At 65.5% G+C, this 8,344-nt stretch carries 8 protein-coding genes; 5 read left to right on the top strand and 3 right to left on the bottom strand.

Annotation, left to right across the window (positions count from 1 at the left end; all coding sequences use genetic code 11):
- The 5 genes from ACESNG_RS17030 to ACESNG_RS17010 form a co-directional block, all read left to right on the top strand.
- Positions 1–1,187, top strand: a 1,187-nt coding sequence (locus ACESNG_RS17030; protein ID WP_373069939.1) for an XdhC family protein, incomplete at its 5' end; no start/stop codon positions are given.
- Between the two features lie 38 nt (positions 1,188–1,225).
- On the top strand, positions 1,226–2,374 hold the full coding sequence (locus ACESNG_RS17025; protein ID WP_373069937.1) for a DinB family protein: 1,149 nt from the start codon (positions 1,226–1,228) through the stop codon (positions 2,372–2,374).
- 86 nt (positions 2,375–2,460) lie between these two features.
- The gene (locus ACESNG_RS17020; RefSeq protein ID WP_373064140.1) at positions 2,461–2,646 is read left to right on the top strand and encodes a TetR family transcriptional regulator; all 186 of its coding nucleotides are present in this window, start codon (positions 2,461–2,463) and stop codon (positions 2,644–2,646) included.
- A 171-nt stretch (positions 2,647–2,817) separates the two neighbouring features.
- Positions 2,818–3,072 (top strand): hypothetical protein, encoded by a 255-nt coding sequence (locus ACESNG_RS17015; RefSeq protein ID WP_373069935.1) that lies wholly within the window; start codon positions 2,818–2,820, stop codon positions 3,070–3,072.
- Positions 3,073–3,092: 20 nt separating this feature from the next.
- Positions 3,093–3,254 (top strand): hypothetical protein, encoded by a 162-nt coding sequence (locus ACESNG_RS17010; RefSeq protein WP_373069933.1) that lies wholly within the window; start codon positions 3,093–3,095, stop codon positions 3,252–3,254.
- A 673-nt stretch (positions 3,255–3,927) separates the two neighbouring features.
- Here the strand turns inward: ACESNG_RS17010 and ACESNG_RS17005 are convergent.
- The 3 genes from ACESNG_RS17005 to ACESNG_RS16995 form a co-directional block, all read right to left on the bottom strand.
- On the bottom strand, positions 3,928–4,863 hold the full coding sequence (locus ACESNG_RS17005) for a prohibitin family protein (protein ID WP_373064134.1): 936 nt from the start codon (positions 4,861–4,863) through the stop codon (positions 3,928–3,930).
- Between the two features lie 325 nt (positions 4,864–5,188).
- Positions 5,189–5,677, bottom strand: a complete 489-nt coding sequence (locus ACESNG_RS17000; RefSeq protein ID WP_373064132.1) for an OmpH family outer membrane protein — start codon at positions 5,675–5,677, stop codon at positions 5,189–5,191.
- A 297-nt stretch (positions 5,678–5,974) separates the two neighbouring features.
- Positions 5,975–8,092: a M20/M25/M40 family metallo-hydrolase gene (locus ACESNG_RS16995; RefSeq protein ID WP_373069931.1), complete on the bottom strand. Its 2,118-nt coding sequence runs from the start codon at positions 8,090–8,092 to the stop codon at positions 5,975–5,977.
- Between the last annotated feature and the right edge of the window lie 252 nt (positions 8,093–8,344).

Below are 8,344 nucleotides of genomic sequence, written 5' to 3'. Positions count from 1 at the left end.
CGCTCGTGCAGGTTGACGGCAGCTCCTATCGTCAGCCCGGCGCCCGCCTGTTGGTGGACACCGAGGGGCGCGTGCTGGCCGGTGCGATCAGCGGCGGCTGTCTCGAGGGCGACGTGGCTGCGAGGGCGGCCGAGGTCTGCGCCACCGGTCGCGGTGTGCGACTCATGTACGACCTGCGGGCCGACCTGGAGGCAATCTGGGGCTTCGGTGCGGCCTGTGACGGCATTGCCCATCTGCTGCTCGAGCCGTTGCCAGATCCGTCGTGGCTGGCCGATGTCGACGCGATACGCTCGCGGCGGCAGAACGGCGCCGTGCTCACGGTACTCGACGGACATGGTGGCGGCAGCAGTTGCGCGGTGCTCGATGGTGATGCCGCGACCGGCACCTGGCGCCCCATCGGTAATCAGGTCCATGGGATCGCGGCGCCGGAGTTGCGAGAATCTGCCCGCGCGGCACAACGCACCGCGCATCCGTTGCTGCACGACCTCTGCGACGATGCCGCGGCGCTGTTCATCGAGCCGTTGGTGGCACCGATCGCGCTGCATGTGATCGGAGCCGGGCGTGGGGCCGAGGCGTTCGTGCATATCGCGCGCGCGATGGAGTGGGAGGTCACCGTGATCGATCATCGCCCCGCGGTGTTGGCCGAGCTGCATCTGCCGATCGAAGTGACCACGCATGTGGCAACGGATGTGGTAACGCATGTGGTAACGCATGTGGTGCGGGCCGACCAGACCGATGCGTTTCAAACACTGCTGGCGTCGCTGCCACAGGATGGCCGTACGGCGATCGCGTTGCTGTCGCATATTTTCGACGTGGACCTCGCGTGGCTGACGGCGTTGCTGCCATTGCCAGTGGCGTACATCGGCGTGCTGGGGTCGCGGACGCGCGCGAGCCAGTTGCTGGACGCGGTGGACACCGCGTTGGGTGCGCGCGGCACGGCCCTCACGGAGCGCATGCGTCACCGCTTGCACGCCCCGATCGGCCTTGACCTCGGCGGCGAGAGTCCGGCCTCGATCGCGCTGTCGGCGATTGCAGAGATCGAAGCGGTGATCCATGGCCGCCCGGCCGGTTTTCTGCGGGAGCGTCAGAGCCCGATCCATGCTCGCACGCCGACCCCTCGGGTGTTTGAGCATGACGGACCGGTGTCGTCGAAATGCGATGCGGGGCTGGCCGACCGACCGGCTTGACGGTTGTCGGAAAAGGGTGGCCGGACAACGGTGGCGCCATGACCGTGGCCGGCGTGCTCCTGGCGGCGGGCGGCTCTCGCCGGCTGGGGTCCCCGAAGCAGCTACTCAAGATGAACGGCGTGACGATGGTGGAGCGAGCCGCTCGTCAGCTGCTGGACGCTGGCTGTGCGCCAGTTTTTGTCGTGCTTGGAGCGAACGCCGCAGAAGTACGCGATGCTGTCTCTATGCTTTCGGTAGGTTGTGTAGAAAATGCGCTTTGGGAGATGGGAATGGGTACCTCGATCGCGCTGGCTGTGGCAACTCTGAACACTGTACGCTTTGCCACCGTGCAGGCCGTGTTGATTGCCACTTGCGACATGCCGACGGTCACCCTTGAGCATCTGACGGCGCTGATGTCGGCTGCGGACTCCGGCTCCGCCCACGGCGGCATGCGGGTGGCGTCGGCCTACCCTGGCCCCGACGGCGCGACGGTTCGGGGCATTCCGGCGGTGCTGCCGCGCGCCGACTGGCCGTCACTGGCGGCGCTCGACGGCGACCAAGGGGCCCGCGGGCTGCTCCGGCAGCAGGACACCCTAACGGTTTCTCTTCGGCATGGCAATTTCGATCTCGACACCCCGGTCGATGTCGCCGCATGGCGCGCGACCGAGGGTACCTCCCCGCAGCACTCCATTCCACCGTCAGCCCCGACACCCATGTCTCTCGTTCACACCGCACTTGCCGATCTCGAACACGAGATGGCCAACACCCGCAAAATGCTGGAGCGTATTCCCGAAGCGCATCTCGACTTTACGCCGCACGAGAAGTCGTGGCCGCTGGGCAAGCTGGCCAACCACCTGCTCGACTTCGGCATGTGGGGCACGGTGACGCTCACGACGTCGGAGCTCGACTTCGCGCAGCCCATGCCGCCGTTCACCGCTCCGACCACTGCCGCCGGTTTCGTGGCGGTGTTCGACGAGCGCCTTGACGGCTTGCGCAAGGCGCTGGCGACCGTCACCGACGAACAGCTCAAGGAAACGTGGACGCTCCGTATGGGCCCCCAGGTCCTCATGGCGCAGCCCAAGCTCGCCATGCTTCGCGGCATGGTGATCAGCCATATGATTCACCATCGCGCGCAGCTCACGCTGTACTATCGCCTGCTGGGCGTGTCGGTGCCGGGGCTGTACGGTCCGTCGGCCGACGAGCAGTAAGCCTGGCGCCGTATACCTTTTGTGGCGGCCCTCGGCCAGAAACGGCGACGCGGTCACTTCACAGACTTTTTCTCGAGGAGGGGAGGGTGGCGACACAGCGGACGAAGCGGACCAGAAGTACTCGTCAGCCACTGTCCCGGGCGCTGGTGCTGGAGCGCGCGATGGCGCTGGCGGACGCGCACGGTGTCGACGCGCTCACCATGCGTTCACTCGCGAGCGAGCTCGGTGTCGAGGCGATGTCGCTCTACCATCACGTGGCGAACAAAGAGTAGATTCTCGACGGGATGATCGATATCGTGCACGACGAGATCGGCCTCCCACCGCCGGCGCTTTCGTGACACACGGCGCTTCGGTGGAGGGCGAAATCCGTCCATCGCGTTCTCATGCAACACCGCTGGGCGGTCGGCTTGATGGATTCGCGAACCTCAATGGGGGCCGCCAACATGAGAGCCCTGCTGGACTCGTACGTGTTCGGATTCGTGCTCCAGGAACGGAGCCTGCCTGGGGCCAGCGCCGACGAGATCGAGGCCATGACGCACTCGATGCTCGAGCAGTTTCCGCCGGACGAGTATCCGAATCTTCGTGCGTTTGCCATCGAACACGTGCTACAACCGGGTTACTCGTTCGGCAAAGGGTTTGAGCGCGGACTGGATATCATCCGCGGCGCACTCACGGCGGCCAGAACTACCCCGCGCTGATACCCACCCATTTGTGCGACATGGCGCCGTTCGGCGAGCCCGAGCAATGTTACATCGAGCAACAGTACTTCAGGATCCTTCCCACACGCGATCGCGACGCCCAGCCGCCGCATCAGACCAGGCAACAGCTCGCCCACGTGCTGCGCCTGACAATCTGCGAGCACGACGCGGTTCAACAATGAACCCATGTTCACGCGGTTGGCTGCTGACACTCCGGTCACACTGCATTCTCTGAGGTGCCGCCGTACGAAGTGCTCGAGGGCTATACGCATGGGAGTGAAAGGTTTTGCTGACGTGTTCGACGCGGAGCGACCGCTGTCGTCGCTCCGCGATTGCGGTAAGATGCCGATCCCAAGGCATCAGAACCGCGCTCCCACAAGAATCGGCATGAAGGTCATCCAGGTGGGCTGTGGCGCGCACCGCATGCACCCGAAGTTCCACGAAGAAGTCAGTGGATCCGAGCGCCACAACCTCTCCAACCCCCACGTTCAACCCTAGCGCCTGACGATCGAGATAGCCCGGCGCCATCCGATCCAGCCAGTCCCATCCCGCGCCCGCGATCCCGTAAAGATCGAGCCTTCGATCATGGCGCCGCGTCGTGACGTTCACCGTGAGCGCGCCGACGCGCGCGCGATCGAGTCCTTCCCGCGTCGCGCCGTCGGTGAACTACATCAGCAACGCCTCCGCTGTCACGCCGACGGGAAGTCGTGCGGCCCGCAGCCACGCGCCGACCATTGGGCCTGCACGTACTCCGGTGTGCACAGGGCAAGCGCTATCGACAGAACCCATGGTGACGAAAGCAGACTCGTTGGCGTTCGCTTCATGGCGCTCTCCTTGCAAGCGACCTGTGCGCAGTCACGGCGTGCGCGTCGTGGTCTGGGCTGGTGTGCTTGGACGCATCAAGCGCGGCCCTGGGGCCGTCATGATTGCTGGCTCATTACCCGCCGGTGCGCGCGGCGCGGCTACCTCGGCGGCGGTATCGGTAGTGAGCAGCATGGGTGCCTTCCCGTCCGTCACGATCACCTTGGCATTCGGGCTGCGTGCGAGTTCACGGAACGCCTCGATCGACTGATAGGAGATGATGGATGGCGTCAGCCCCTGCGCGATAATCGCCCACGCATCGCGAATGCCGCCCGCTTCGATGATGCGACGCTGCGCTTCCTGCTTCTCACGATCGAGTACGAACCGCATCTGCTCGGAGCGCTGCTCCGCTTCGAGCTTTTCCTCGATCGAGCGGGCGAGGTCCGCCGGCAGCCGGATGCTCTTGAGCAGGACATTCTCCACCTCGAAGCCGCGCGGCCCGAGGACTTCCATCATTTGCGTCCTGATCGCAGCCTCGATGCCCGCGCGCGTGCCCGAGTGCAGGTCTTTCGCCATGTACCGCGAGCTCACATCGGCGGCGGCCGAGCGGAACACCGGAATGATCACATCCTCCTCGTACCGCAATCCGCTGGTCTCGAGAATCCGCCGAACGGCTTCGGGCTTGGCCCGATACAAAATAGAGACCTCGGCGGCCACGTTGAGCCCCTCGCGCGTCGGCATCTCCAATCGCACTTCGCGGTTGACCACCCGTGACGGTATACGCAGTACGGAGTTGACGCCCGGGAACACCAGTTGCGCGCCCGGGTTGAGCGGACCGCTGGTCACGCGCCCGAAACGCGTCTTGACGCCGATTTCGTCCTGGCGGATGGTGGCACACGCACCAAGCGGAAGCACGAACAAAGCCGCCAGAAGCGCGTACGACAGCGAGCCAACGGCGGAGCGGCTGCGCGGAGCAGAATGGATTGACATAACACACTCACAGTGGAGAGTCTGGCGAAGCGCGAGTCACTTCGCAGATCCCGGACACGATTGTGTCCGGGTTGCGAAGGTCTCGCACAGTCTGATCATCCAATTACGGATGCAGAGCCCAACCGATCCGGGCGCTCTCGCGGGCGCAGTGTTGACGAATCGGCCGCGCGGATCGAAGCCTGCGGCGCTACTCCCCTTCTCCGCTCTAATCTATCGGGATTCTCGAGCTACGCCAGACGTCAATTCACTATTCCCGGCGCTTCGGGAAAAGACACTGGTGGGATAGTCGGCGGTCGGAAATAGGAATGCTCCCAGCGACGTCGACCTAGCGCCACCGCTCGGGCGCCGACACGTCGGGCTCACGGGCGGGATCGGGTTTACGCAGCTCCGCCAACACCGCTGCCGTCACGTCAATCGAAGGATCAGCATCGATGACTACACCCTCGCTCGCAAGATCGATCACCAGCTGCACCCCTTGGCGCGTTCTGACCGTCCGCACCGCTTTGCGAATGCGATCGAGCAGCGGGCGCCGAAGCGTTTCCAACCGCTGCAACACCAGCGCATCGAGGTTCGCCATCATTTCTTCGACGAGTAATTCTCGCGCGCGCAGGTGGAGCGAGCCAGCCTCGCGCTCACGCGGCGACAGGCGCGCTTCGGCCTTTGTGTACTCGTCGAGCGTCTGTCGAAGTGAATCAGATGCTTCCGCCAGCATCGTACGCGCTTTTGCCTGCTCGAGTGCGAATTCAGATTCGACGGCCGCCCGTTCAGGCATCGAATCGAAAACAATACGGGAATCATAGACCGCGATGCGCATGGCACCGACCGAGACGCGGGGGGCGCGTTGTGCCGCAAGTACGAGGGGGCCCAACACGCAACAGAGCGGCAGGCATAGTAGCGAAGACAGACGTGTTACGCGACGCATTGCGATTCTCGGTGATCGATGACTCTGGAGAAGCTACTGGCGCTCCCCGAAGCGAGGACCATGCTGAACGTATCGCTCTGCCGTAGTGCAGGCAACTCGCTACGAGTACACGCGTGGATCTGTCACTCGGCGCCAGGTTCTCAGTGCATTGCAGAGCGTCGACCGGGCCAGCGCTTGCCGTACCTTCGCTTATCGGGCCACCGCCATCGCGGTGATGATGCGCACGAGTGCATCGACGTCGCGCAGGTCCAACACTTCGCCGGGCGTATGTGAATATCGCCCGGGCCACGACAGCCCCACATTTGGCGCGCCATACGGCGCAATCGCTGATCCGTCGGTGGCACCGTGCGTGGTGCCCTGCTGCACGGGAATTCCCTGCGCCCGCGCGGCCGACAGCACGCGTGCACGTTCAGCGGGTGGCGAGATGGCGCCGTCGTCGAGCCCGCGCAACACGAAGCCCTTGCCTAGCGGCGCGTACGCAAAAGCGGGATCCTCCAGCGGCGTATCCGAACTCACGAACGTGTCCACGCTGTAGATACGCTGCAGCGAACGGCCGTGATTCGCGCCGAACGCACCGGCGCCATTCAGGCCGCCTTCCTCACGTACCGACCACACGAACAGCACTTTGCGCGTGAGGGTGTTCGGATCGATGCGCTGCACCGCGTGCAATAGTGCCGTGCTCCCCGTGCGATCGTCGCTGCCACGCCCGGTGAGACGCGTGCCGCCCAGTCGCGCCGCGCGCTTGTAGCCGGTCACGGCGCTGCCCACGCGCACGCCCTGCGCTACGAGTGTGGCCGAATCCACACCGAACCATGCGGAGCTCGAGGCGGGCGCCTTGACGCGCGCAGAATCACGCGGGATGAACACGCCACGCAATGACGGCGCGGCGGCGTCGCTGCCCACGCGATCGAAGTGCAAGGCCGCCGGTTGTCCTTCCCAGGCACTCGGCACGACTCCACCGCGACGCGCCAGCCGCACCGTACCGTCGCGCGCAATCGTTTCCACCTCGAAACTCACTTCGTCCATGTGCGCGATGAACGCCACGGAGTCACGGTCGGGGCCAGCCGCCACGATCAGATTGCCAGCACTATCCACCACTGCCCGCGACTTTGCCCACGCCGGCAGCAAGGCAGTGATCGCCTCGCGCACGCGCCACTCGTGGCCGGGCACCCCGGGCAGGTCGGCGATTGCGAAGAACGTTTTCTCGAGCGCACCGTATGCGTCGTGGCGTGGCCCGCGCGTCAACATCGTGGCACGAGCGGTGTCGAGTAACGGCGCCAGCAACGTTGGCACAGCGGTCAAGCCACCGGCGCGCGCCGCGCTCTGCATTACGGTGCGCACGTCATCCGCCGCCACCGATTCCACCAGCGAGCCGGCAAAGCGTACCGAGGGGGAGACCACGCGAACACTGTCGAGCCCCGTGGAGGCGACTACGCGGGTGATGGCCCGTTTGGACTGCCCGAGGCGCGCCACCCCGAGCATGGCGGAACTGCCCGTCGCCTTCCCCTCGTCGAATAGCGTTAGCGCATCGACCCGCCCGGCGCGCGCCAGGACCGCGGCAAGTCCGACCCAACCGAAGCTGCGCTGCGACGACAGCACATAGATCGTTTCACCAGGCTGCGACGCGGCGGTGGCCGCCGAGCCGGCACTCGCCACGGCCGCGCAACTGGCTCGTGCTCCGGCCGCCGGCCCCGAGGCATAACCGGCGTAGCTCCACACCGGTCGCCACGCGACCACGGGGTCGAGCAATGAAATACCCAGTGCTTCGGCCTGCACTTTCGTGCTCGCGCCCACGTCGACCCAGAGCTGATCGACGCCCACCACAGCGGTGTCGCCACGATGCTGTCGCGCGAAGTGTCCGTTGGCGATGGCCACCACCCCGATGACTTCGCCGCGCACCGTGAGAATACGTAGCTGCTGGGCCTCGTGGAACTGATCCCACAACGGATGTGCGGCCACGCCGGTGCGATGGAGACGCACGTAGCCCTGATCGGTGATGCCGCTGACTACGAAGGCCGGCACGTCCATCGCGCAGGCGATCATGCGGCGTGGCGATCCGCTGCCCACGCGTTTCACCAGATTGCCCATGTTGTCGCGTGTCCACCCAGGGAGCATGGGGCGCAACGCGTCGAGGGCATGCGCTTCACCGCTTGGTGGCGCGGCCAGCGTGATCCATCGCGCCACCGACTCGGCTAGCGCCGAGTCGGCTGTCGCGGTAGCGGCTGGTGGCGTGGACTGCGCGGTGAGTGGCGCGCTGGCCGAACAACAGGCGGCGGCCACCAGGGCGACATGCAGCGAACGATGCACAGTTGAACTCGGCGTGAGTGTGAACCGCGAAATGGGCGGCTCCGCAGGCACGGCGGCAAGTCCGCGCCACGAAAAAGCCGGGTCACTTGTCAGCGCCCCGGCTTCTCCGCTTAAGTTTTTCGCTTTCTGCGTAGCTCGAAATCAGTTTACCGGAGGTACTGGCGGTGCCGAGTCGGTCGTCTCACCACCACGCGGCATGCGCGGCATCGGGCCCGGCGGGCCACCCTGCGGGCCACCCTGCGGGCCACCCTG

The sequence above is a fragment of the Gemmatimonas sp. genome (assembly GCF_041689975.1).
Taxonomy (GTDB): domain Bacteria; phylum Gemmatimonadota; class Gemmatimonadetes; order Gemmatimonadales; family Gemmatimonadaceae; genus Gemmatimonas.
This window is presented reverse-complemented; position numbering and strand designations above follow the sequence as displayed.

What these genes read in the sequence shown, in the direction of transcription:
- ACESNG_RS17025 (WP_373069937.1), top strand. Translation starts at nt 1,226, where the DNA reads ATGACCGTGGCCGGCGTGCTCCTGGCGGCGGGCGGCTCTCGCCGGCTG.
- ACESNG_RS17015 (WP_373069935.1), top strand. Translation starts at nt 2,818, where the DNA reads ATGAGAGCCCTGCTGGACTCGTACGTGTTCGGATTCGTGCTCCAGGAA.
- ACESNG_RS17010 (WP_373069933.1), top strand. Translation starts at nt 3,093, where the DNA reads ATGGCGCCGTTCGGCGAGCCCGAGCAATGTTACATCGAGCAACAGTAC.
- ACESNG_RS17005 (WP_373064134.1), bottom strand. Translation starts at nt 4,863, where the DNA reads ATGTCAATCCATTCTGCTCCGCGCAGCCGCTCCGCCGTTGGCTCGCTG.
- ACESNG_RS17000 (WP_373064132.1), bottom strand. Translation starts at nt 5,677, where the DNA reads ATGCGCATCGCGGTCTATGATTCCCGTATTGTTTTCGATTCGATGCCT.